General features: G+C 68.8%; 20 protein-coding genes. 16 read left to right on the top strand and 4 right to left on the bottom strand.

Annotated elements, in window-relative coordinates:
• Nucleotides 1–148: 148 nt before the first annotated feature.
• The 9 genes from aceE to GTO19_RS20125 all read left to right on the top strand — a co-directional run bounded on the left by aceE (nt 149) and on the right by GTO19_RS20125 (nt 10,507).
• Nucleotides 149–2,860, top strand: coding sequence for a pyruvate dehydrogenase (acetyl-transferring), homodimeric type (gene aceE, locus GTO19_RS20165; protein ID WP_291024192.1), 2,712 nt, complete (start codon nt 149–151; stop codon nt 2,858–2,860).
• 15 nt (nt 2,861–2,875) lie between these two features.
• Nucleotides 2,876–4,555, top strand: a complete 1,680-nt coding sequence (gene aceF / locus GTO19_RS20160) for a dihydrolipoyllysine-residue acetyltransferase (protein ID WP_291024189.1) — start codon at nt 2,876–2,878, stop codon at nt 4,553–4,555.
• Between the two features lie 98 nt (nt 4,556–4,653).
• The gene (gene lpdA / locus GTO19_RS20155; protein WP_291024187.1) at nt 4,654–6,498 is read left to right on the top strand and encodes a dihydrolipoyl dehydrogenase; all 1,845 of its coding nucleotides are present in this window, start codon (nt 4,654–4,656) and stop codon (nt 6,496–6,498) included.
• Nucleotides 6,499–6,663: 165 nt separating this feature from the next.
• A complete protein-coding gene (locus GTO19_RS20150) occupies nt 6,664–7,014 on the top strand; it encodes a type II toxin-antitoxin system RelE/ParE family toxin (RefSeq protein ID WP_291024185.1) in 351 nt (116 codons plus the stop codon).
• Entirely contained in the window at nt 6,995–7,306 is a 312-nt protein-coding gene (locus tag GTO19_RS20145) for an addiction module antidote protein (protein ID WP_291024182.1), read from the top strand. The genes GTO19_RS20150 and GTO19_RS20145 overlap by 20 nt, the downstream gene beginning before the upstream one ends.
• Nucleotides 7,307–7,405: 99 nt before the next feature.
• Complete coding sequence (locus tag GTO19_RS20140; protein ID WP_291024180.1) at nt 7,406–8,107, top strand: 2OG-Fe(II) oxygenase; 702 nt, start codon at nt 7,406–7,408, stop codon at nt 8,105–8,107.
• Between the two features lie 2 nt (nt 8,108–8,109).
• Nucleotides 8,110–8,754, top strand: a complete 645-nt coding sequence (gene alkB, locus GTO19_RS20135) for a DNA oxidative demethylase AlkB (protein WP_291024177.1) — start codon at nt 8,110–8,112, stop codon at nt 8,752–8,754.
• Between the two features lie 2 nt (nt 8,755–8,756).
• The gene (gene ada / locus GTO19_RS20130; RefSeq protein WP_291024175.1) at nt 8,757–9,821 is read left to right on the top strand and encodes a bifunctional DNA-binding transcriptional regulator/O6-methylguanine-DNA methyltransferase Ada; all 1,065 of its coding nucleotides are present in this window, start codon (nt 8,757–8,759) and stop codon (nt 9,819–9,821) included.
• Nucleotides 9,818–10,507, top strand: a complete 690-nt coding sequence (locus GTO19_RS20125; RefSeq protein WP_291024173.1) for a 2OG-Fe(II) oxygenase — start codon at nt 9,818–9,820, stop codon at nt 10,505–10,507. The genes ada and GTO19_RS20125 overlap by 4 nt, the downstream gene beginning before the upstream one ends.
• 22 nt (nt 10,508–10,529) lie before the next feature.
• Here GTO19_RS20125 and GTO19_RS20120 read toward each other — a convergent pair whose 3' ends face one another.
• A complete protein-coding gene (locus GTO19_RS20120; RefSeq protein WP_291024171.1) occupies nt 10,530–11,885 on the bottom strand; it encodes a hypothetical protein in 1,356 nt (451 codons plus the stop codon).
• A 99-nt stretch (nt 11,886–11,984) separates the two neighbouring features.
• Here GTO19_RS20120 and GTO19_RS20115 point away from each other — a divergent pair, with 99 nt between their 5' ends.
• Nucleotides 11,985–12,923 carry a LysR family transcriptional regulator gene (locus GTO19_RS20115; RefSeq protein WP_291024170.1) on the top strand — a complete coding sequence of 313 codons (939 nt, stop codon included), beginning with the start codon at nt 11,985–11,987 and terminating at the stop codon, nt 12,921–12,923.
• Nucleotides 12,920–13,891 (top strand): tripartite tricarboxylate transporter substrate binding protein, encoded by a 972-nt coding sequence (locus GTO19_RS20110; protein ID WP_291024168.1) that lies wholly within the window; start codon nt 12,920–12,922, stop codon nt 13,889–13,891. Before GTO19_RS20115 ends, GTO19_RS20110 begins: the two co-directional genes overlap by 4 nt.
• Before the next feature lie 51 nt (nt 13,892–13,942).
• On the opposite strand, the gene GTO19_RS20105 is transcribed toward GTO19_RS20110, so the two are convergent.
• Both GTO19_RS20105 and GTO19_RS20100 read right to left on the bottom strand, forming a co-directional pair.
• Nucleotides 13,943–14,500, bottom strand: a complete 558-nt coding sequence (locus tag GTO19_RS20105) for a C40 family peptidase (RefSeq protein WP_291024166.1) — start codon at nt 14,498–14,500, stop codon at nt 13,943–13,945.
• Nucleotides 14,501–14,564: 64 nt separating this feature from the next.
• Nucleotides 14,565–16,172, bottom strand: a complete 1,608-nt coding sequence (locus GTO19_RS20100) for a 4-hydroxyphenylacetate 3-hydroxylase family protein (protein ID WP_291024163.1) — start codon at nt 16,170–16,172, stop codon at nt 14,565–14,567.
• A gap of 136 nt (nt 16,173–16,308) precedes the next feature.
• On the opposite strand from GTO19_RS20100, the gene GTO19_RS20095 reads away from it, so the two are divergent.
• Together GTO19_RS20095 and GTO19_RS20090 are read left to right on the top strand one after the other, a co-directional pair.
• On the top strand, nt 16,309–17,037 hold the full coding sequence (locus tag GTO19_RS20095; RefSeq protein ID WP_291024162.1) for a TetR/AcrR family transcriptional regulator: 729 nt from the start codon (nt 16,309–16,311) through the stop codon (nt 17,035–17,037).
• Nucleotides 17,038–17,113: 76 nt separating this feature from the next.
• Nucleotides 17,114–17,725 (top strand): isochorismatase family protein, encoded by a 612-nt coding sequence (locus GTO19_RS20090; RefSeq protein WP_291024160.1) that lies wholly within the window; start codon nt 17,114–17,116, stop codon nt 17,723–17,725.
• 25 nt (nt 17,726–17,750) lie between these two features.
• Here GTO19_RS20090 and GTO19_RS20085 read toward each other — a convergent pair whose 3' ends face one another.
• Nucleotides 17,751–18,041, bottom strand: coding sequence for a phytanoyl-CoA dioxygenase family protein (locus GTO19_RS20085; RefSeq protein WP_291024157.1), 291 nt, complete (start codon nt 18,039–18,041; stop codon nt 17,751–17,753).
• 218 nt (nt 18,042–18,259) lie between these two features.
• On the opposite strand from GTO19_RS20085, the gene GTO19_RS20080 reads away from it, so the two are divergent.
• From GTO19_RS20080 to GTO19_RS20070, 3 genes are all read left to right on the top strand, one after another.
• Entirely contained in the window at nt 18,260–20,149 is a 1,890-nt protein-coding gene (locus GTO19_RS20080; protein ID WP_291024154.1) for a propionate--CoA ligase, read from the top strand.
• 85 nt (nt 20,150–20,234) lie between these two features.
• A complete protein-coding gene (locus GTO19_RS20075; protein ID WP_009517604.1) occupies nt 20,235–20,609 on the top strand; it encodes a helix-turn-helix transcriptional regulator in 375 nt (124 codons plus the stop codon).
• A 205-nt stretch (nt 20,610–20,814) separates the two neighbouring features.
• Nucleotides 20,815–23,706 (top strand): 2-oxoglutarate dehydrogenase E1 component, encoded by a 2,892-nt coding sequence (locus tag GTO19_RS20070; RefSeq protein WP_291024152.1) that lies wholly within the window; start codon nt 20,815–20,817, stop codon nt 23,704–23,706.
• Nucleotides 23,707–23,787: the final 81 nt, after the last annotated feature.

Below are 23,787 nucleotides of genomic sequence, written 5' to 3'. Positions count from 1 at the left end.
TAGGGGCCCTGGCTTCAGCCGCTTATTCCTACGTGATTCCATAATAAGAAATCACAAGGCGCATATTGAAATGCCCGAGGCTCTGTGGAAGAATCCGCGACTTCCACGGGCCAGACCTTAAGCTTGCCCCAACACACAGGAGACAGCGATGTCAGCGAACGACACCAACAATGGCCGCGGGGCCGCGGACAGCGACGCCCAGGAAACGCGGGAATGGATGGAGGCGCTGGCCGCCGTCATCGAAAAGGAAGGCCCCGAGCGCGCGCACTTCCTGCTGGAACAGCTCCTGGAAGAGGCCCGCCAGCACAGTGTGGACCTCCCGTTTTCGGCCAACACCGGCTACGTGAACACGATCGAGCCGGATCAGGAAGCGCGCTGTCCCGGCAACATCGCCATCGAAAAACGCCTGCGTGCCTACATGCGCTGGAACGCCATGGCGATGGTGGTGCGCGCCAACCGCCTCAACCCCGCCGACGGTGGCGACCTTGGCGGGCACATCGGCTCCTTTGCCTCGGTGGCCAGCATGTTCGGTGCGGGCTTCAACCACTTCTGGCACGCCGCGAACGAAAAGCACGGCGGCGACCTGGTCTACATCCAGGGCCACAGCTCGCCGGGCATCTACGCCCGCGCCTTCCTCGAGGGCCGCCTGACGGAAGAGCAGCTAGACATGTTCCGCCAGGAGGTGGACGGCAAGGGCCTGTCCAGCTACCCGCACCCCAAGCTGATGCCCGAGTTCTGGCAGTTCCCGACGGTGTCGATGGGCCTGGGCCCGCTGATGGCGATCTACCAGGCGCGCTTCCTCAAGTACCTGCACGCCCGCGGCATTGCCGACACCGCCAACCGCAAGGTCTGGGTGTTCTGCGGCGACGGCGAAATGGACGAGCCCGAGTCGCTGGGTGCCATCGGCCTGGCCGCGCGCGAGAAGCTCGACAACCTGGTGTTCGTCATCAACTGCAACCTGCAGCGCCTGGACGGCCCGGTGCGCGGCAACGGCAAGATCATCCAGGAACTCGAGAGCGAGTTCCGCGGCAGCGGCTGGAACGTCATCAAGCTGCTGTGGGGCAACGGCTGGGACGAGCTGCTGCGCCGCGACAAGAGCGGCAAGCTCAAACAGCTCATGATGGAAACGCTGGACGGCGACTACCAGGCCATGAAGGCCAACGACGGCGCCTTCGTGCGCAAGAACTTCTTCGGCAAGTACCCAGAGACCGCCAAGCTCGTCGAGCACATGACCGACGAAGAGATCTTCGAGCTGCGCCGCGGCGGCCACGAGCCGGCCAAGGTGTACGCCGCCTTCCACGCCGCCAACGAACACAAGAACCAGCCCACCGTGCTGCTCGTCAAGACCGTCAAGGGCTACGGCATGGGCAAGGCCGGTGAAGGCAAGAACACGGTCCACCAGACCAAGAAGCTCACGGACGAGGACATCAAGTACATCCGCGACCGCTTCAACATCCCCATCCCCGACAGCGAGCTGCCCAAGCTGCCGTTCTACAAGCCGGCCGACGACACGCCGGAGATGAAGTACCTGCACGAGCGCCGCCAGGCGCTGGGCGGTTACCTGCCGCAGCGCCGCCCGCAAGCGGACGAGAGCTTCACCGTTCCCTCGCTGGAAACCTTCAAGGCCGTGCTGGAGCCCACGGCCGAAGGACGCGAGATCAGCACCACGCAAGCCTATGTGCGCTTCCTCACCCAGTTGCTGCGCGACCAGGCCCTGGGCCCGCGCGTGGTCCCCATCCTGGTGGACGAGGCCCGCACCTTCGGCATGGAAGGCCTGTTCCGCCAGATCGGCATCTACAACCCCAAGGGCCAACTCTACACCCCGGTCGACCGCGACCAGGTGATGTACTACAAGGAAGACAAGGCCGGCCAGATCCTGCAGGAAGGCATCAACGAAGCCGGCGGCATGGCCAGCTGGATCGCGGCGGCCACGAGCTACAGCACGAACAACCGGATCATGATCCCGTTCTACATCTACTACTCGATGTTCGGCTTCCAGCGCATCGGCGACCTGGCCTGGGCGGCGGGCGACATGCAGGCGCGCGGCTTCCTGCTCGGCGGCACCGCGGGCCGCACCACGCTCAACGGCGAAGGCCTGCAGCACGAGGACGGCCACAGCCACATCCTGGCCGGCACCATCCCCAACTGCGTGAGCTACGACCCGACCTTCGCGCACGAGGTGGCGGTCATCATGCACGACGGCCTCAAGCGCATGGTGGAGCGCCAGGAGAACGTCTTCTACTACCTGACCCTGCTCAACGAGAACTACCCCATGCCCGGCCTGCAGCCCGGCACCGAGGAGCAGATCATCAAGGGCATGTACCTGTGCAAGCAGGCCCCCGTGCTCAAGAAGGACGCGCCCACCGTGCAACTGCTGGGCAGCGGCACCATCCTGCGCGAGGCGTTCGCCGCGCAGGAGCTGCTGGAGCAGGACTGGGGCGTGGCCGCCGGCATCTGGAGCTGCCCGAGCTTCAATGAACTCACGCGCGACGGCCAGGACGTGGAGCGCTGGAACCTGCTGCACCCCACCGAAAAACCGCGCACGGCGTTCGTGACCGAGCAACTGGCCAAGACCAGCGGCCCGGTGATCGCCTCCACCGACTACATGAAGAACTACGCGGAGCAGATCCGCCCCTTCGTGCCCAAGGACCGCACCTACAAGGTGCTGGGCACCGACGGCTTCGGCCGCAGCGACTTCCGCAGCAAGCTGCGCGAGCACTTCGAGGTGAACCGCCACTACATCGTGCTGGCCGCGCTGAAGGCGCTGGGCGAGGAGGGCGAGCTGCCGGCCGCCAAGGTCGCCGAGGCGATCCAGAAGTACGGCATCAAGGCCGACAAGATCAACCCGCTGTACGCGTGAGCGCCGGAGACCGACATGGCAAGCATTGAAGTGCAAGTCCCGGACATCGGGGATTTCGACGAAGTGGCGGTGATCGAGCTGCTGGTGAAACCGGGCGACACGGTCAAGGCCGAGCAGTCGCTGATCACCGTGGAGAGCGACAAGGCCTCGATGGAGATCCCGTCCTCGCACGCGGGGGTGGTGAAGGAGCTCAAGGTCGCGCTGGGCGACAAGGTGAAGCAGGGTTCGGTGGTGGTGGTGCTGGACGCGCAAGGCGCGGCCGCATCCGCGCCGACGCCTGCGGCCCCAGCGCCCGCCCCGGCCGCGGCGCCGGCTCAGGCGGCCACCCCGGCGGCACCCGCACCGGCACCCGCTGCAGCCGCACCCGCCGGCCCGGTGGACGTGCACGTGCCCGACATTGGCGACTTCAAGGACGTGGCGGTGATCGAGGTGCTGGTGAAACCCGGCGACACGATCAAGCTCGAGCAATCGCTGATCACGGTGGAGAGCGACAAGGCCTCGATGGAGATTCCCTCGTCGGTGGCCGGTGTGCTCAAGGAGCTCAAGGTCAAAGTCGGGGACACGGTGAACATCGGTGACCTGATCGCGGTGGTGGAGGGCTCCGCCGCGGCGCCGGCCGCCGCGCCAGCGCCCGCGGCGGCACCGACCGCTGCCGCGCCGGCACCGGTCCAGGCACCCAGCCCGGCACCAGCCGCTGCCGCGGCGACATCCGCGCCCGCGCAAGCCCCTGCTGCTCACCAGCCCGGCGCGGCGCCCATCGGCCTGCCGCACGCCTCACCCTCGGTGCGCAAGTTCGCGCGCGAGCTCGGCGTGCCGCTGGCCGAGGTCAAGGGCACCGGCCCCAAGGGCCGCATCACGCAGGAGGACGTGCAGAACTTCACCAAGGCCGTGATGGCCGGCACCGCGAGCACGCAAGCCCAGGCCGCCAAGGCCCCGGCGGGCGGTGGCGGCGGCGGCGCGGGCCTGGACCTGCTGCCCTGGCCCAAGGTCGACTTCAGCAAATTCGGCCCCATCGAGCGCAAGGACCTCTCGCGCATCAAGAAGATCAGCGGCGCCAATCTGCACCGCAACTGGGTGATGATCCCGCACGTCACCAACAACGACGAGGCCGACATCACCGAGCTGGAGGCCTTCCGCGTGGCCACCAACAAGGAGAACGAGAAGTCCGGCGTCAAGGTGACCATGCTGGCCTTCGTCATCAAGGCGGTGGTCTCGGCGCTGAAGAAATTCCCCGAGTTCAACGCCAGCCTCGATGGCGACACCCTGGTCTACAAGCAGTACTTCCACATCGGCTTCGCGGCGGACACGCCCAATGGCCTGGTGGTGCCGGTGTTGAAGGACGCCGACAAGAAGGGCATCCTGCAGATCAGCCAGGAGATGGGCGAACTCGCCAAGAAGGCGCGCGACGGCAAGATGGGACCGGCCGACATGAGCGGCGGCTGCTTCTCCATCAGTTCGCTCGGCGGCATCGGCGGCACGCACTTCACGCCCATCATCAACGCGCCCGAGGTGGCCATCCTCGGCCTGTCCAAGAGCCAGATGAAGCCGGTGTGGGACGGCAAGCAGTTCGAGCCGCGCCTGATGCTGCCGCTGTCGCTGTCCTACGACCACCGCGTCATCGACGGCGCCGCTGCGGCGCGATTCAACGCGTACCTCGCCCAGGTGCTGGCGGACTTCCGTCGCGTGCTGCTGTAAGGAGCAAGAGCATGAACCCCCACGCTCAACACTTCGTGTATTCGCTGCCCCCCGAGGGGGCGCATGCCTCCCTTGGGGCGGCCCGGCGGGAGGCATAGATGGCACTCATGGACATCAAGGTTCCCGACATCGGCGACTTCAAGGACGTCGCGGTCATCGAAGTGCTGGTGAAACCCGGCGACACGATCAAGCTCGAGCAGTCGCTGATCACCGTGGAGAGCGACAAGGCTTCGATGGAGATCCCGTCCTCGCACGCGGGTGTGCTCAAGGAGCTCAAGGTCAAGATCGGCGACACGGTCAACATCGGCGATCTGCTCGCGGTGATCGAGGGGGAGGGCGCCGCCAGCGCGCCGGCACCCGCGGCATCGCCTGCACCTTCGCCTTCTCCGGCACCGTCTCCCGCACCCGCCGCCTCTGCACCCGCTCCCGCCGCGCGCGCGGCCACGCCCGCCGCGCCGGCCTACGGCGGTGCCACCGACCTCGAGTGCGACGTCGTCGTGCTCGGCGGTGGCCCCGGCGGCTATTCCGCTGCCTTCCGCGCCGCCGACCTCGGCCTCAAGGTCGTGCTGGTGGAGCGCTACGCCACGCTCGGCGGCGTCTGCCTCAACGTGGGCTGCATCCCGTCCAAGGCGCTGCTGCACGTGGCCGCCGTCATGGACGAGGTGAACCACCTGGCCGGCTACGGCATCGAGTACGGCCGTCCGGTCGTCAACATCGAGAAGCTGCGCGGCCACAAGGAAAAGGTCATCGGCAAGCTCACCGGCGGCCTCACCGCCATGGCCAGGATGCGCAAGGTGACGGTGCTGCGCGGCTATGGCAGCTTCGTCGGCCCCAATCACCTGGGCGTGGAACTCACCGAAGGCGCGGGCCAGGACAAGACCGGAAGCAAACAGGTGGTGGGCTTCAAGAAAGCCATCATCGCCGCCGGCTCGCAGGCCGTGCGCCTGCCCTTCATGCCGGACGATCCGCGCGTGGTGGACAGCACCGGCGCCCTCGCGCTCAAGGACGTGCCCAAGCGCATGCTCATCCTCGGCGGCGGCATCATCGGCCTGGAGATGGGCACGGTCTACAGCACCCTGGGCGCGCGCCTGGACGTGGTGGAAATGCTCGACGGCCTGATGCAGGGCGCCGACCGCGACCTGGTGAAGGTCTGGCAGAAGATGAACGCGCCGCGCTTCGACAACATCCTGCTGAAGACCAAGACGGTGGCGGCCAAGGCCACGCCGGCGGGCATCGAGGTCAGCTTTGAAGGCGAGAACGCGCCGGCGCCGCAGACCTACGACCTGGTGCTGCAGGCCGTGGGCCGCAGCCCCAACGGCAAGAAGATCGGCGCCGACGCGGCCGGCGTGGCCGTCACCGACCGTGGCTTCATCGATGTCGATATCCAGATGCGCACCAACGTGCCGCACATCTTCGCCATCGGCGACATCGTGGGCCAGCCCATGCTGGCGCACAAGGCGGTGCACGAAGGCCACGTGGCGGCCGAGGTCATCGCGGGGGAGCTGCAGGGCAAGGCCGATCTGGCCGCCGCCGCGTTCAACGCGCGCGTGATCCCCAGCGTGGCCTACACCGACCCCGAGGTCGCCTGGGTGGGCCTCACCGAGGACCAGGCCAAGGCGCAGGGCATCAAGGTGAAGAAGGGCCTGTTCCCCTGGACCGCCTCGGGCCGCGCCATCGCCAACGGCCGCGACGAGGGCTTTACCAAGCTGCTGTTCGACGATTCGCCGGAAGCGCACGGCCACGGCCGCATCCTGGGCGGCGGCATCGTGGGCACGCACGCGGGCGACATGATCGGCGAGATCGCGCTCGCCATCGAGATGGGCGCCGACGCGGTGGACATCGGCAAGACCATCCACCCGCACCCCACGCTGGGCGAGAGCATGGGCCTGGCGGCCGAGGTGGCGCACGGCAGTTGCACGGACGTGCCGCCGCAGCGCAAGTAAGCCTTCCGCTGAAGGCCAGGAAAAGGCCACCAGCCCTCTCGGGCCGGTGGCTTTTTTATTGGACTTGACGGACGGGGGTATGGCCACAACGACCGCCATACGCTTGCACCTGGTGCCGATCACGGTCGGTTGGCTTGGTTGACTGAAATTCGTCAATAAACGAAAATGAGTGCCTATCGAATCGAGCACTACCTGGCACCGGTTGACCACCAGGACCTGTACCTGGACTGGTTGCGGCGTTTGCGTGACGTGCAGGCCAAGGTGGCTGTGATCCGGCGCATTGGCCGCGTCGAACTCGGTAACTTTGGTGATCACAAGTTCTGCCGCGATGGTGTCTGGGAGTTGCGGATCGATGCCGGACCTGGCTATCGCGTGTACTACGCCTTGTCAGGTGGCCGCGTGGTATTGCTGCTGGGCGGTGGCAACAAGCGAACGCAGGATTCGGACATCAGCAAAGCAGTGGCTTGTTGGCATGACTGGCAACGGAGAACGGATGATGAAGAGCAGATTCCATGACGATGCGATGGCCGAGCTGTACCGCAGCGATCCCGCGCTGGCACTGGAGGTCATCAATGGCATCCTGGAAGACGGCGATCAGGCCGAGTTGCTGATCGTGTTGCGCCAACTTGCGCAGGCTTTCGGGGGGGTCCAGGCGGTGGCCGAACAGGCGCATCTGAATCCCACGCAGCTGTACCGCACGCTGTCCCCCAAGGGGAATCCGGCCCTCAGCAGCTTATCGGCCATTCTCAAGGCGATGGGCCTGCGGTTGGCGGTGCAGCCATTGGCCCCCACGGCGCGCGCGAGCTGAGTCCGGTCACGGCCGGAAAAATTCAACCGCAAGGAGCGGAGTTTCCCGGGAGGAGCGGACTCCTACACTGACCTCACCTTTCTTCCGTGAGTGATGTGCATGACAAGTTCGGCGAAGCAGGCCTTCGATTGGATCGCCATCGAGCGTTCGCTCGACGCGCAAGGCCACGCGGTTCTGCCTGGCCTGCTGACGTCCACGCAGTGCGACGCCCTTGCCGCGCTGTATCCCCGCCCGGCTGGCTTTCGCTCGCGGGTCGTCATGGCGCGCCATGGCCTCGGGCGCGGTGAGTACAAGTACTTCGCTTACCCGCTGCCGCCATTGCTGGAGCAACTGCGCCAGGCGCTGTACCCCCGGCTGGCGCCGATCGCCAACCGATGGCAGCAGCAACTGGGTCTGGCCGCGCGCTTCCCGGACGACCTGGACGCGTTCCTGAAGCGTTGCCATGAGGCCGGCCAGACGCGGCCGACCCCGCTGATCCTGCGCTACGGCGCGGGCGACCACAACTGCCTGCACCAGGACCTGTACGGCGAACACGTCTTTCCGCTGCAGGTGGCCATGCTGTTGTCGGAACCGGGCCGCGATTTCACCGGTGGCGAGTTCGTGATGACGGAGCGCTCGAGCCAGGGTCAGCGCGCAGACGTGGTGCCGCTGCGGCAGGGCGACGCGGTGGTCTTTGCCGTGAACGAACGGCCCGCGTCGGGACGGCGCGGCATCCGGCGGTCGGCCATGCGGCACGGCGTCAGCCGGGTGCGCAGCGGGCAGCGCCACACGGTCGGCCTGATCTTTCATGACGCGAGCTGAGCATGGAAACGCCTGAGCTTTTCGAGCCCACCGAGCGGGAGCAGCGCCTGGGCCCCGGGGCCGTGTTGCTGCGGGGCTTCGCGCTGCCGTGGGTGCCCGAGCTGCTGGCCGCCATCGCCGCGGTCGAATCGGCATCGCCGTTCCGGCACCTGGTGACGCCCGGTGGTTTCACGATGTCCGTGGCAATGACCAACTGCGGTGCCCTGGGCTGGACGAGCGACCGCCTGGGCTACCAATACACCGCCACCGACCCCGAGAGCGGTGCGCCCTGGCCGGCCATGCCGGCGGCCTTCGCCCGACTCGCCAGCGAGGCCGCGGCAGTTGCCGGATTCGCCGGTTTCGCGCCCGACGCCTGCCTGATCAACCGCTACCTCCCTGGCGCGCGCCTCTCGCTGCACCAGGACCGCAACGAGCGCGACTACTCCGCACCCATCGTGTCGGTGTCGCTGGGCATGCGCGCCACCTTCCTGTGGGGTGGCCTGGCGCGCAGCGGCCCCTCGCTCAAGGTGCCGCTGCGGCACGGCGACGTGGTGGTCTGGGGCGGCGCCGATCGCCTGCGCTACCACGGCGTGCAGCCGCTGAAGGACGAACCCCATGCGCTGCTGGGCAGCCAGCGTTTCAACCTCACCTTGCGCAAGGCAGGATGAGCATGAGCACGATGAACGCCTACGACACCGACGACGCCCGCTGGGCGGCTGTGCAGGCCCGGGAGGCCGCCGCCGATGGCCACTTCGTCTACGCCGTGCGCACCACGGGCGTCTACGCCCAGCCCAGTTCGATGGCGCGCCTGCCCAGACGCGAGAACGTGGCGTTCTTCGATTCCGCCCAGGCCGCCGAGGCCGCGGGCTACCGGCCCAGCCGCCGCGCCCGCAGCGACCAGACCCGCGCGGCGGCCGAGCGCGCCGGGCTGGTGGCGCGCGCCTGCCGGCTGATCGAGGCCTCGGAGACGCCGCCCCCGCTGGACGCCCTGGCGGCCGAGCTCGGCATGAGCCCTTTCCATTTCCACCGCCTGTTCAAGGCCGAAACGGGTCTCACGCCCAAGGCCTATGGCTCGGCCTTTCGCGCCCGCCGGCTGCGCGAGGAACTGAGTGCGCCCGAGTCCTCGATCACGGACGCCATCTACGGCGCGGGTTTCAATTCCAACAGCCGGTTCTACGAGGCGTCCGACCAGTTGCTGGGCATGCGCGCCCGCGACTACCGGGCCGGCGGTGCCGGCGCAGACATCCGCTTCGCGGTGGGGCAGTGCTCGCTGGGCGCCATCCTCGTGGCCCGGAGCCAGCGCGGCATCTGCGCGATCCTGCTCGACGACGACCCGGACGCGCTGGTGCGCGAGTTGCAGGACCAGTTCCCCCGGGCCCGGCTCATTGGGGGCGACGCGGCCTTCGAACAATGGGTGGCGCAGGTGGTAGGCCTCATCGAGGCGCCCGCGATCGGCCTGCAACTGCCGCTGGACGTGCGTGGCACGGCGTTTCAGGAGCGTGTGTGGCGCGCGCTGCGAGAGATCCCGCCGGGCACGACCGCGAGCTACGCGGAGATCGCCGAGCGCATCGGCGCGCCGCGCGCGGTGCGCGCCGTGGCGCAGGCCTGCGGCGCGAACCGCCTGGCCGTGGCCATCCCCTGCCACCGCGTGGTGCGGCGCGACGGCGACCTGTCCGGCTACCGCTGGGGGGTGGAGCGCAAGCGCGAGCTGCTGCGCCGTGAGGCCCAGGCGTGAACGGCATTCGCCTGGACTGGGCGGCCATCTCGGCCCAACTCGACGAAGAGGGCCATGCCCTGCTGCCCGGCTGGCTGGGCGCCGAGGCGGCGCGCAGCCTGGCGCGGCGGGTGTCGGCCCCGGGCACCGTGCGTGTGCCGCTGGTGGATATCGGCCTGGGGAGCGGCGAGTTGTTCCGCTTCGAGGCGGGTCTGCCGGCGTCGCTGGAGGCATGGCGCACCGCGCTCTACCCGCGCCTCGTGACCATCGCCAACCGCTGGAACCACACCCTGGGCGTCGAGGCCCGCTACCCGTTGGCGTTCAGCGAATTCGTCCAGCGCAACCGGCAGGCGGGCCAGTGGCGCGGGCAATCCCACCTGAGCCGCCTGGGCGTGGACGACCACCTGCTGCTGCACCAGCGCAACGGGGGCGAACAGGTGTTCCCGCTTCAACTGGTCGCGCTGCTGTCCGAGCCCGGCGTCGATTTCGAGGGCGGCGAGTTCGTCACCACGGAACAACGCCCGCGGCTGCAGTCGCGTCCGGCCGTGCTGCCGCTGCGATGGGGCGATGCGGCCATCATCGCCACCGACGCGCGGCCCGTGCAGGGCAGCCGCGGACCCTACCGCACGCGGCTGCGGCACGCCATCGGCCGCGTGCGACGGGGCGAACGCATCGGCCTGGAGCTGAGCTTCCACGACGCGCGCTGAGCCGCCGGCGGCTCCGCCCTGGTCAGCGCGGCGGCACACGTTGGCTCAACGGCGGGCTCTGGTAGTGCGGCAGCAGCTTGCAGGCCTCGCCGTAGGCCGCTTCGTAGCCCTTGCACAGCGCCGCCACGCGCTGCGGCGTGGGCTTCTCCTTGCGATCGATCCAGTTCAGCAGCGCGGTGAACAGCGCCGGGTACTGCGGCTCGCTCAGGTAGCTGTGCTCGGACTCGTCGCTGTAGGTCTGCACCAGCAGGGCGCCGTTGCCCGCGCGTTCCACGATCTCGCGGTAGGCCGACGAGAGCTCGACGAAGGCCGTGGGGTCGTTCACCGCGTGCAGCGCCAGCACGGGCACCTTGATGCGGCCTTGGGGGTCGCTGTCGCGCGCGAGTTCGGCCACGGCGGCGGGGTCGGCCGCGTAGCGTTGCACGCCCGCGTTCAGCGCCGCGTCATCGGCCGAGCCCTGGTAGCGCACGCGCGTGTTGTCGAAGGGGTTGCGGCCATCCAGGCGCAGTTGCGTCAGGTCGCGGAACAGCCAGGTGGCCCAGTTGAGGTGGGCAATGAGCGAGCGCTCGGGGATGCGGATGACGTTCACGATGGTGGCCAGGTTGGCCTTCTGCCGGTCCGCGCGCTGCGCGGCGGGTTGGCGCACGCCGGTGCACGCGTCCACGCGCTCGGCCAGTTCGGCGCGCGTGAGCCGCGCGTTCATGGGCAGGCCCTGCCACAGCGGGTACTGCGGCTCGTCGGCCCTGGGGTGGTTCTGGCAGACGTACTGGTAGACCACGCGCAGGTCGAGCCGGAAGTCGTAGGCGCGCGTGCCGCCGCCCAGCACGCCGCTGGTGAGCAGCACGCCGTCGTAGGGCCCGCGCGTGGGGCCGTTCGGGCCGTCCACGGTGGCGTACAGCTCGGCCGCCTTGGACGCGACACCCGCGCCATAGCTCTGCCCGTGCAGCAAGGTGCGGCGCGGCACGCCGAAGTGCTGCACGAAGTGGCGGCGCGCGCGCTCGGTGTCCTCGGCCGCCATGCTGACGCCGAAGCCGCCGCGCCGGTACGTGGGCGCCACCCAGGCGTAACCGGCCTTGACGGTGATGGCCCAGCGCTTGAGGTCTTGCTCGCCGCGCTCGAAGCGGGCCGGGCCGGTGTCGGCCGGGCCGCCGTGTGCGTGCACCACCAGCACGCCGGTGGCGGGCTTCCAGCCGGCGGGCAGGGCGGTCCAGAAGAAGCCGCCCAGACCGTCCTCGGCGGTGAAGCAGCGGGCACCGGCCGGCACTTCGCTCGGGCAGGTGCGGGGCGTGGGCTCACTGGGGCCTGGCGCGGCCAGGGTGTGCAGGGGGCAGCAGGCGAGGGCGGCCAGGGCGAGGCTCGCCAGGGGGCGGATGGGCACGGCTTGTCTCCGGTGTTGTCGTTCGGGTCCGCCGCACGATAGGTGGGCCGCCACCCCGCGTCAAATATACTGAAAGACCGATTTCAATACCTTTGCGATATGGAGTTCCGGCACCTGCGCTACTTCCTCGCCGTGGCCGAGGCCGGGCACATGACGCGCGCGGCCGAACGCCTGGGCATTCAGCAGCCGCCCTTGAGCCTGCAGATCAAGGCGCTGGAGGCGGAACTGGGCGTGTCGCTGTTTCAGCGTCACCCCAAGGGCGTCTCGCTGACGGACGCCGGCCGCCAGTTCGAGCAGGAGGCGCGCCGACTGGTGGACGAGATGGCCGCCATGCAAGGGCGCATGGCCCGCGTGGCGCGCGGCGAACTCGGCTTGCTCAACGTCGGCTTCACCAGCTCGGCGGCGGCGCACGCCTTCACGCCCGAGGCCCTGCGTGCCTGTCGACGGGCCTGGCCGGGCATCACGCTGTCCATTCGCGAGGACCACGCCGCCGGCATCACCGAGGCCGTGGCGGCCGGGCGCTTGCACTGCGGGCTGATCCGTGTGCCGGTGGCGCTGCCAGAGCACCTGAGCTTCGAACTGCTGCTGCGCGAGCCGGTGGTGGTGGCGCTGCCGGTGGATCACCCGCTGGCGGCGGGCGTCGGCGCCAGGCGGGGGCTGGCGCTGACGGACCTGCGGCAGGAGGGTTTCATCCTCGTGCGACAGCCCGGCGCGCCCGGGCTCTACGCCAATCTGCTGGCGCTGTGCGAAGCGCGGGGTTTCCGCCCGCGCATCGCGGCCGAGGTGGAGCGCATGGTGACCAGCCTGAACCTGGTGGCCGCGGGCGCGGGCGTCGCGGTGGTGCCGGCGTCCATGCGCGGCCTGCACCCGCAGGCGGTGACGTACCGCCCGCTGGCCGACGGCACGCCGCTGGACGCACCGCTGACCCTGGTCTACCGCACAGCCGAGGCGAGCGGGCCGGCCGCGCACTTTCTCAAGATCGTTCGCGACACGGCCCGACGGCACCAGGCGCGGGGCCGCAAGGGATCGCCCCGGTGAGCGCGAACCGCCGGCAACTGATGGCCGCGTGGCTGGCGCTGGCCGCGTCGTGGCCGGCCTGGCCCGCGCCACCCTGGCCCGCGCGGCCGCTGCGCCTCATCGTGGTCTACCCGCCCGGTGGACTCAGCGACGGCGTGGCCCGTGCCATCGCCGAGGGGCTGGCCGCGCGCCTGGGCGTGCCGGTGCGCGTGGACAACCGCGCGGGCGGCGGCGGCGTGGTGGGCCTGCAGGCGCTGGCGCGTGCCGCGCCCGACGGCCACACGCTGGCGTTTTCAGCGACCAGCCCGCTGACCTTGCGTCCCCACCTGGGGCCCGTCGGGTTCGACCCGCTGCGCGACGTGGCACCGGTGGCCAGCGCCATGGTCACGCCGGTGCTGCTGGTGGGCACGCCGGCGTTCACGGGCGAGCGTTTCGCCGACCTGCTGCAGCAGGCCCGCGAGCGGCCCGGGGCCCTGCGCTGGGCGACGTCAGGCGTGGCCACGGCCGGGCACCTGGTTCTGGAGCAGGTGCAGGCGGGCGCCGGCATCGCCGTGACCCACATCCCCTACAAGGGCGGCGGGCAACAGATCAACGACGCGCTGGGCGGCCAGTTCGAGCTGCTGTCCACCAACGTGGCGCCGCTGCAGTTGCAGCACGTGGCGGCTGGCCGCTTCAAGCCGCTGGCCGTGGGCGCGCCCCGGCGGCTGGACGTGCTACCCGATGTGCCCACCTTCGCCGAGCTGGGCCTGCCGCAGGCCAATGTCAGTTCGCTGTTCGGTGTGTTCGCGCCGGGGGACACGCCAGCCGCGCTGCTGGACCGGCTCAACGCCGAGATCAACCGGGTGCTGGCGTCCCCCGCCATCCGTGACCGGCTGCTCGCGTCGGACAACCTGCCCGCCACGGACGGGCGCGCGGCCTTCGAGCGGCGCGTTGCCGAGGAATGGCTGAGCCACCGGCGCCTGAAGGACGCGGGCATACGCCTGGAGTGATGGAGGAAATGGGGCGGGGCGATCAGCGGCCCCAGGGGGCCCCAGGGGGCCTCAGGGCTGGGCCTGAGACGAACCCGCCGGCACGCGGCGCGCGCCGTTGAAGCGCTTGTTCCAGTACGCCACGCGCATGTCTTCCACGCGAACCTGCGCGCCGGCGCGCGGCGAGTGCACGAACTTGCCGTCGCCGATGTAGATGCCCACGTGGCTGAAGGAGCGGCGCAGGGTGTTGAAGAACACCAGGTCGCCGGGTTGCAGTTCGCTGCGCTCGATGGGCTGGGTGGCGGCGGCCTGCTCGTCGGAGCGGCGCGGCAGCAGCTTGCCCATGGATTGCTCGTACACGGCGCGCACGAAGCCGCTGCAGTCGAAGCCGGTGTCGAAGGTGTTGCCGCCGTACCTGTAGGGCACGCCCAGGAAGGCCAGGGCGTTGATCACCAGGCTGGAGGCCTGCTGACTGGCGGTGGCGCCGGCTTGCTGCACCTGCTCGCCCAGGCGGGCCATGAAGCCCTTGTCGGCCAGCAGCGTGTCCATGTCTTCCCAGCTCCCGCTGGGCGGCGCGGCGTGTGCCACGGCCGAGCAGCCGATGAGGAGGAGGGGAAGCCAGCGACGCATGGACGCGGAGGGTAGTGCGCCGCACCTCTTCCGTCAACTCAAAAAAGCGCCGTAAGCGCTTGATTCAGGCCGATTTTGTTGCTTTCGTATTCGTCGGTAACTCAACCATCACGGCTTGGCCGGGCTGGGTGCAGCCCGTGTCGCAGCAGCGGCCGGGCTGGCGGTTGCGCGTGATGGCGCGCGACGGGTCGGCGCTCAGGCCGCGATCGAGCAGGCGCTCCACCAGGTCGACCTTGTCGCCCACCGGGTAGTGGCGCCAGATTTCCTGCTTCATGGCGGCCGGCGAGCCGCCGCCGTGCAGGCTGATGACGCTGTACCAGCCACCCTGGTAGCCGGCGGTGAGGTCCTCGATGAAGCGCGCCGCCTGGATGCGCTGCTCGTAGGGCACGTCGGGGCTGGCGCGCAGCACGTCGGACAGGCGGCCCGCCGTCTCGGGGTTGTGGTCCTCGTCGGGGCCGGGCAGGGTGACGATGAGGCCGCCGCTCACCGTGTGCGCCAGGCGGTGCATGTCGTAGATCTTGGTCGCCAGCAGCAGTTTGCCGATGTTGGCGAACACCGGGTCGGGCATGAAGACCTCGGCGTGTTCGTCGCGCCGTCCGTAGACGCTCGCGGCCACGCCGCAGGCGTAGAAGCCCTCGACGATGGTGATCAGCTCCACCATCTGCTCGCGCAGGTGGCTCTCGGCACCGGGGTCGAAGCCGTTGGCCTCGCACATCAGCGCGCCGGCGCCGATCAGCAGGTCGCCGAAGCCCGCGCGCGCGGCGATGCAGGTCTGGCGGTGGTGGGTGGCGTAGCTGTAGGTGAGGTGGCCCGAGTGCTCCCACTCGCCGGCCAGGAACACGCGCTCCCAGGGCACGAAGACGCGGTCGAACAGGCACACGCCGGTGCTCTGCCCGAAGCGGCGCGAAAACAGGGCGTCGCCGTGCTCCAGCTTCTCGCCGGGGCGCCCGGCCGGGCGGGCCACGATGGTCAGGCCCTCGGCGTCCACCGGCACGGCGCAGCAGACGGCGAAGTCGGCGTCGGCCTCGCCCATGTTGCGGCAGGGCATGACCAGCAGCTCGTGCATGTAGGGCGCCCCGGTGACGATGGCCTTGGTGCCGCTGATGACGATGCCGTTGGGCTTGCGTTCGACGATGTGCAGGTAGGTGTCGGGGTTGGCCTGCTGGTGCGGGCGGCGGCTGCGGTCGCCCTTGGCGTCGGTCATGGCCACGCCCAGGGTCAGGTCCTGGTCCTGCACGCGGTGCAGGTAGTCCAGGAAGCGCTCGCCGTGCTCGCGCCGGCCGGTGGCGTCGTCCAGCCGGGCGCTGAGCTGGGCGATGGCGTGCAGCGCGTCGTGCGTGAGGTAGCGCTGGGCGCAGCCGGTTTCCTGGCAGATCAGGCGCACGGCCTCCAGCTTGTTGAGCAGGTCGCCCGCGCTGGTGGACAGGTGGGTCATGCGGTTCACCGTGCGCCCGCTGGTGTGCTGCGTGGCCGTCATCAGCGGCGCGTACTCCGGCCGGTGGGCGAAGTCGTAGGTCAGCGCCACCGCATTGATGCCCGGTCGCAACGCCGGGTCGTCGGCCACGCTCTCCACCCAGCGTCCGTCCACGCTCACCCGGGGACGGGCGCGCCGCAGCGACTCGCGGTAGTCCTCGCCCGTCATCAGCGTTCGAACGGGTGCCGTGGTGTTCATGGATTTGTCTCCTGTTGTTGGGATCGTGGGGCGTTGAAACCCTTCCTCTTGCCTCAAAAGATTAAACAGTGTTCAATTGTTTGACAAGAGTTCATCAAATCAAACCCGGTTCGATTCCCTGGCTACACTGCGCGCCATGAACGTGCACCTCGACGAGCTTCGCCCCCTGCCCAGCGCGGCCGACCAGGCCGAAGCCCAGCGCCAGCTTGAGCTGCGCCAGCAACGCCAGCTCGCCATGTCGGACACGCGCCGCGCCCACGTGCTGGACGCCGCGCGCCGCGTCTTCGCCGACAAGGGGGTGGAGGGCGCCAGCATCCGCGAGATCGCGCGCGAGGCCGGGTACACCGCCGGGGCGCTGTACAGCTACTTCGACAGCAAGGAGGCCATCTACGGTGCCTTGCTGGCCGAGTCGCTGGACCGCCTGCAGGCCGAGGTGCAGGCCGCGCGGGCGGCCAAGGCGCAGCCCGGCAAGGCCCTGACAGCCAAGGCCCAGGCCTGGTTCGGCTTCTACGCCAGCAACCCGCGCGACCTGGACCTGGGCTTCTACCTCGTCAACGGACTGGCCCCGCACGGACTGACCCATGAGCTGGACCGGGCGTTGAACGAACGCCTGCTGGAGGCCCTGCGCCCCTGCGAGCAGGCCCTGGAGGACCTGGGCCTGCCGCCCGATGCCGCGGCGCGCGAGAATGCCGCCCTGTTCGCGCACGGCATGGGGCTGCTGCTGCTCAAGCACACCGGCCGCATCCGGCTGTTCGGGCAGGCGGCCGAGGCCCTGTTCGCGCAGTACGTGGACCGCCTGGTCGAGCGCTTCGACCCCACCGCGCCCGGCCGCGCCCTGCCGCAGCGCGACCTGTTCGCCGAGTGATCCGCTTTCGCCGACCGGCCCGCGCGCCGGCCGGATTCCCGGGCCAACGGCCCGCTCAACCGCTTCCCTGATCGCCATGCTGCTCGACGCCGACGACTCCCAGCTGGTGCTGGTGGATTACCAGCCCCGCCTCATGCCCGCCATTCACGAAGGCCCGCTCGTGCTGGCCAACGCCGTGCGCCTGGCGAAGTTGGCCCAGGCCTTCGGGGTGCCGGCGTGGGGCACCGAGCAGAACCCCGACAAGCTGGGCACCCACCCGCCCGAGCTGCGCGACCTGTGCCGCCGCACCCTGGCCAAGATGCATTTCAGCGCCGTGGCCGATGGCCTGGCCGACTGGCTGCGCCCGCCCGCGCGGCCCCAGGGCGGCAACGTGCGCAGCCTGCCCAAGCACCTGCAGAAGGAACGCGCCCAGGCCCCGCGCGAGGCCGAGCGCCCCAGCATCGTCATCGCCGGCTGCGAGGCCCATGTCTGCCTGATGCAGACCGCGCTGGAGCTGCTGGAGCAGGAATTCGAGGTCTGGGTGGTGACGGACGCCTGCGGCTCGCGCACCGAACGCAACCGCGACGCGGCCTTCGACCGGCTGGCCGGGGCGGGCGCCGAGTTGCTGACGACGGAGATGGTCGCCTTCGAGTGGCTGCGCACGGCGGAGCACCCCGAGTTCAAGGCGGTGCAGGGGCTGATCAAGTAGGACGATTCGAACCCGGCCGCCCCGGCTACCCGCGCAGCAGGAAGCGGGTGGTCGCCATCATCCGGAGGTTTTTCGACGCGTTGATGGACGGCGTGTGCAGAACCCGCATGTCCATCAGAAACACGTCGCCGGCTTTCCCCGACATCTCCACGATTTCCGTGTCACTGACGCGAAGGGCCGCTTGCACGTCACCGGGCGATTTCAGCGCGACGCGCAGTGTGCGGAGCGCCTCGCCCGGCATCCGGTGCGACCGCGCCAGCGCCAGCGTGGCGCCACCCTGCGGGACGACGTCGTCGATCAGGTGTGCTTGGCGCACCGTGCAGATCGGGCTTCACCATCGACGACAGCCTGCTGATCTGCTGAAAGGGTGGCAAGGCACTCAGCGTTCCTCCGGCGGGCCGCCCCTTGTGCCAAACCTTCAGGCGCGCGAGTGCCCAGGCCCGGGTAAGCCCCGTCAGCCCCACGCAAGCCGTCTCCCCATAATTAAGAATTCAGAACGAGCCGCCAACCGGTGGGCCACCCGAGGAGACACGCATGTCCTACGCCGACTTCCACCGCCGCTCGATCGACGACCCCGAGGGGTTCTGGACCGAGCAGGCCCGCCTGATCGACTGGCACCGGCCCTTCACCCGGGTGTGCAACGACGACAAGCCGCCGTTCGTGCACTGGTTCGAGGGCGGACAGACCAACCTCTGCCACAACGCGGTGGATCGGCACCTGAAGGACCGCGCCAAGCAGAACGCGCTGATCTTCGTGTCCACCGAGACCGACGTCGAACGCATCTACAGCTTCGAGGAACTGCACGCCGAGGTGCAGCGCATGGCGGCCATCCTGCTCGCCCAGGGGGTTCAGCGCGGCGACCGCGTGCTCATCTACATGCCCATGATCCCCGAGGCCGCCTTCGCCATGCTGGCTTGCGCGCGCATCGGTGCCATCCATTCGGTGGTGTTCGGTGGCTTCGCCAGCCATTCGCTGGCCAGCCGCATCGACGACGCCACGCCCGTGGCCATCGTCAGCGCCGACGCCGGCTCGCGCGGCGGCAAGGTGGTGGCCTACAAGCCGTTGCTCGACGAAGCCATCGCCCTGGCGAAGCACAAGCCCGCCGCGGTGCTGCTGGTGGACCGTGGCATGGCGCCCATGGAAAGGGTGGCAGGCCGCGACCACGACTACGCCGCCCTGCGCGAACAGCACCTGAACGCCCAGGTGCCCTGCGCCTGGCTGGAGTCGACCGACATCAGCTACACCATCTACACCAGCGGCACCACCGGCAAACCCAAGGGCGTGCAGCGCGACGTGGGCGGCTACGCAGTGGCGCTGGCGGCCAGCATCAAGCACATCTTCATGGGCGAGCCGGGCGAGACCTACTTCTCCACCAGCGACATCGGCTGGGTGGTGGGCCACAGTTACATCGTCTACGGGCCGCTGATCGCGGGCATGGCGACCATCATGTACGAGGGCCTGCCGATTCGCCCCGACGGCGGCATCTGGTGGAAGCTGGTCGAGAAATACAAGGTCACGGTGATGTTCAGCGCGCCCACGGCGGTGCGCGTCCTCAAGAAGCAGGACCCGGCCTACCTGAAGCAGTACGACCTCTCCAGCCTGAAGGCGCTCTTCCTGGCGGGCGAGCCGCTGGACGAGCCCACGGCGCGCTGGATCGCCGACGGCCTGGGCGTGCCCATCATCGACAACTACTGGCAGACCGAGTCGGGCTGGCCGATCCTGACCGTTGCCAACGGCGTGCAGCGCCAGCCCAGCAAGTTCGGCAGCCCGGGCGTGCCCATGTACGGCTACCGCGTGAAGCTGCTGCACGAATCCACCGGCGAGGAACTGACCGGCGCCGATGAAAAGGGCGTGGTGGTGATCGAAGGCCCCACGCCGCCCGGCTTCATGCAGACCGTGTGGCGCGACGACGCGCGCTTCGTCAACACCTACTGGAAGAGCATCCCGGGCAAGATGGTCTATTCCACCTTCGACTGGGGCATCCGCGACGCCGACGGCTACTACTACATCCTGGGCCGCACGGACGACGTGATCAACGTGGCCGGCCACCGCCTGGGCACGCGCGAGATCGAGGAGAGCATCGCCAGCCACCCCAACGTGGCCGAGGTGGCGGTGGTGGGCGTGGCCGATTCGCTCAAGGGCCAGGTGGCCATGGCCTTCGTGGTGGCCAAGGACGCCTCGGCGCTGGGCGATACGAACGCCCAGCTCAGGCTGGAAGGCGACATCATGAAGCAGGTGGACGCGCAGCTCGGCGCCGTGGCGCGGCCGGCGCGTGTGCGTTTCGTCTCGTTGCTGCCCAAGACCCGCAGCGGCAAGCTGCTGCGCCGCGCCATCCAGGCGGTGTGCGAGGGACGCGACCCGGGCGACCTGACCACCATGGACGACCCTGGTGCGTTGCAGCAGATCCGGGATCTCCTGGCGTGACAAGGAGTTACCCCCAGGCCAGGGGCGCGCGCGCCGGGCCGGGCGATATCATGCATGCTTATATTTCCAACCAAGCGCGTATGCCATGGCCGACATGATCGCCAGTGATGCCCAGGTCGAGAAAGGGCGGGTCTTCGAGCTCGCCGCCGAACTCTTCGGCGTGCTCTCCACCCCCATGCGGCTGCGCATCCTCAGCGCCCTGTGCGACCAGGAGAAGTCGGTTTCCCAGTTGTTGCGCGAGATCGACACGACCCAGCCCAACCTCTCGCAGCACCTGAATCTGCTCTACCGCTCGGGCGTGCTGGCCAAGCGCAAGGATGGTACGCAGGTGTTCTACCGGGTGCAGAGCGAAAAGGCCGTGATGCTGTGCCGCACCGTGTGCACCCAGATCGCGATCGAGATGGACGAGCCGGCCTCGGTGCCGGCGTCCGAGCGGCTGTCGCCGCGCGCGGTGCCCTGAACGGGCCCGTTTTTCACCACCCGTCACAGTATCGACGTGGGCATTGGCCCATCATCGCCCCCCTTGGCTCGGGGCGGTGGCACAATGCCGTCCGCAGTCAGGTCCTTCCAAGCACTGTCGCATCCGCCAACCGGTCCAGCCGTGTCGCGGAAGGTTGTCTTAACCAGCTAATGTCTTCCCGAGGAAGACGGAGGTCAGCGGATCCATGAGCGATACCCCATCGAACGCGGGCAACATCTACGTTGCCTACCAGGGCAACTCGTATCTCTTCGGCGGCAACGCGCCGTACGTGGAAGAGATGTACGAGAACTACCTCGCCAACCCCACGAGCGTGCCCGACAACTGGCGGGAATACTTCGACGCCTTGCAGCACGTTCCCGCCGTCGATGGCAGCAACGCCAAGGACGTTCCGCACCTGCCGGTCATCAACGCCTTCGCCGAGCGCGCGAAGCAGGGCGGGACCACGGTGGTCGTCGCCTCCGGTGCCGATTCCGACCTGGGCCGCAAGCGCGTGGCGGTGCAGCAGCTCATTGCCGCTTACCGCAACGTCGGCGCCCGCTGGGCCGACCTGGATCCGCTCAAGCGCGCCGAGCGCCCCCACATCCCCGAACTCGAGCCCTCGTTCTACGGTTTCACCGACGCCGATTACGAGACGGTGTTCAACACCAGCAACACCTTCTTCGGCCGCGAGACCATGTCGCTGCGCGACCTGCTCAACGCGCTGCGTGAAACCTACTGCGGCTCCGTGGGCGCCGAGTACAACTACATCACCGACCAGAACCAGAAGCGCTGGTGGCAGGAAAAGCTCGAGACGACGCGCTCGCGCCCGAGCTACAACGCCGAGAAGAAGAAGCACATCCTGGATCGCCTGACCGCCGCCGAAGGCCTCGAGCGTTTCCTGCACACCAAGTACGTCGGTCAGAAGCGCTTCTCGCTCGAGGGCGGTGAGAGCTTCATCGCCTCGATGGACGAACTGGTGCAGCAGGCCGGCAAGGCCGGCATCCAGGAAATCGTCATCGGCATGGCCCACCGCGGCCGCCTGAACGTGCTGGTCAACATCCTGGGCAAGATGCCCAAGGACCTGTTCGCCGAGTTCGACCACACCGCGCCCGAAGACCTGCCCGCCGGCGACGTGAAGTACCACCAGGGCTTCAGCTCCGACGTGTCCACGGCCGGTGGCCCGGTGCACCTCTCGCTCGCCTTCAACCCCTCGCACCTGGAGATCGTGAACCCGGTGGTCGAGGGCTCGGTGCGCGCCCGCATGGACCGCCGTGGCGACCCGCTGGGCAAGCAGGTGCTGCCCGTGCTGGTGCACGGCGACGCCGCCTTTGCCGGCCAGGGCGTGGTGATGGAAACCCTGGCACTGGCCGAAACGCGTGGCTACTCCACCGGCGGCACGGTGCATCTGGTCATCAACAACCAGATCGGCTTCACCACCTCCGACCCGCGCGACAGCCGCTCCACGCTGTACTGCTCGGACATCGTGAAGATGATCGAATCGCCCGTGCTGCACGTGAACGGCGACGACCCCGAGGCCGTGGTGTTCGCCACCCAGCTCGCGCTCGACTTCCGCATGACCTTCCAGAAGGACGTGGTGGTCGACATCGTGTGCTTCCGCAAGCTGGGCCACAACGAGCAGGACACGCCCTCGCTCACCCAGCCGCTGATGTACAAGAAGATCGCGGCCCACCCCGGCACGCGCAAGCTCTACGCCGACCGCCTCGCGGCCCAGGGTCTGGGCGACACGCTGGGCGATGACATGGTCAAGACCTACCGTGCCGCGCTCGACGAGGGCCGCCACACGGTGGACCCGGTGCTCACCAACTTCAAGAGCAAGTTCGCCGTCGACTGGAGCCCCTACCTGGGCAAGAAGTGGACCGACAGCGCCGACACCGCGATCCCGCTGACCGAGTGGAACCGCCTGGCCGAGCGCATCACCACCATCCCCGACACCGTGACGCCGCACCAGCTGGTGAAGAAGGTCTACGCCGATCGCGCGGCCATGGCCCGTGGCGACATCCCGGTGGACTGGGGCATGGGCGAGCACATGGCCTTCGCCTCGCTGGTGGCCAGCGGCTTCCCCGTGCGCCTGTCGGGCGAGGACTGTGGCCGCGGCACCTTCACGCACCGCCACGCGGTCATCCACGACCAGAACCGCGAGAAGTACGACGAGGGCACCTACATTCCGCTGCAGAACGTGGCCGAGAACCAGGCCCCGTTCGTGGTCATCGACTCCATCCTGTCGGAGGAGGCGGTGCTGGGCTTCGAATACGGTTACGCCTCGAACGACCCGAACACCCTGGTGATCTGGGAAGCGCAGTTCGGTGATTTCGTCAACGGCGCGCAGGTGGTGATCGACCAGTTCATCGCCTCCGGCGAAGTGAAGTGGGGCCGCGTCAATGGCATCACCATGATGCTGCCGCACGGCTACGAAGGGCAGGGGCCCGAGCACAGCTCGGCCCGCCTGGAGCGCTTCATGCAATTGGCGGCCGACACCAACATGCAGGTGGTGCAGCCCACCACCGCCAGCCAGATCTTCCACGTGCTGCGCCGCCAGATGGTGCGCCCCTTCCGCAAGCCGCTGGTGCTGTTCACGCCCAAGAGCCTGCTGCGCAACAAGGACGCCACCTCGCCGCTGTCCGAGTTCACCAAGGGCGGCTTCCAGACGGTGATTCCCGAGCAGAACGCCGAGGTGGTGAAGAACGCCGCCAAGGTCAAGCGCGTGATCGCCTGCTCGGGCAAGGTGTACTACGACCTGGTCAAGAAGCGCGAGGAAAAGGGCAGCGAGGACGTGGCGATCATCCGCGTCGAGCAGCTCTACCCCTTCCCGCACAAGGCCTTCAGCACAGAGCTCAAGCGCTACCCCAACGCGGTCGACATCGTGTGGTGCCAGGACGAGCCGCAGAACCAGGGCGCCTGGTTCTTCGTGCAGCACTACATCCACGAGAACATGCTCGACGGCCAGAAGCTGGGCTACGCCGGCCGCGCGGCCTCGGCCTCGCCGGCGGTGGGTTACGCCCACCTGCACCAGGAGCAGCAGAAGCAACTGATCGACGCCGCTTTCGGCAAGCTCAAGGGCTTCATCCTCACCAAGTAAAGACAGTCTGTCGGGCGCGCGGCCTCGCGCTCGCGCCACCACGCGCCCGACGCTCTCCCCTAGAACGAACGCACGGAACAG

The sequence above is a fragment of the Hydrogenophaga sp. genome (assembly GCF_011772445.1).
GTDB lineage: Bacteria > Pseudomonadota > Gammaproteobacteria > Burkholderiales > Burkholderiaceae_C > Hydrogenophaga.
Note: the sequence above shows the minus strand (reverse complement) of the source record. Positions and strands in the feature narration are given on the sequence as shown.